The following is a 654-nucleotide window of genomic DNA, read 5'->3' on the forward strand; positions in this document are numbered from 1 at the left end:
GAGAAGTAGGCAAGAGAAAGCGGCTCAAACCGCTAACTTCTAAGCGGGTCCCCTGGCTTGGAGGAGGTAGTGGTGCATCTGGAATCCGTGCCCTCGCACATTCAACGTGAGTGACAAAGCGCTCATCAGCGCCCACTCCGCACTGCGTGCGTCGCGGATCGGCCTGCATGGGAAACCAGCGGCTTCGTTTGCGCGTGGTGGGAGCTATCGGCTTCGCTTGCGCGCGGTGGGAACCATCGGCTTCGCCTCGGCGATGTACCCCGCGACATGGCGGGACACAGGTAACGATGCGATATACCCGATACTCGCCGCGCCACCGCGCCAGATGAAGCGTGAGCGCGAAGGCAACGCTGACCGCTCTAAGAAATGCACTTCGGCACAGTCGTCATACTTCCGTCGGCACTGCGCGGGCCGAAACGCATTTCTCAAAAACTGCCGCCCCGTTTCGCATTCGCGTTCCATTTTCGCTTATCAGCCTGGTCGGGTCATTCGGCTCATTCTGCTCATTCTGCTCATTCTGCTCATTGGGCTCATTGGGCTCATTGGGCTTGTCCGGCTTATCCGGCTTATCCGGCATTTCGGCTTATCCGGCATTTCGGCATTTCGGCATTTCGGCATTTCGGCATTTCGGCATTTCGGCATTTCGGCATTTCG

General features: G+C 58.3%; 1 protein-coding gene. It reads left to right on the forward strand.

Going from position 1 to position 654, the window contains the following annotated elements:
* Nucleotides 1-106: 106 nt before the first annotated feature.
* The coding region (locus PQR53_RS38880; RefSeq protein ID WP_408465900.1) for a hypothetical protein at nt 107-654 on the forward strand (548 nt) is incomplete at its 3' end.

The sequence above is a fragment of the Paraburkholderia fungorum genome (assembly GCF_046027605.1).
In the GTDB taxonomy this organism is placed as follows: domain Bacteria; phylum Pseudomonadota; class Gammaproteobacteria; order Burkholderiales; family Burkholderiaceae; genus Paraburkholderia; species Paraburkholderia fungorum_F.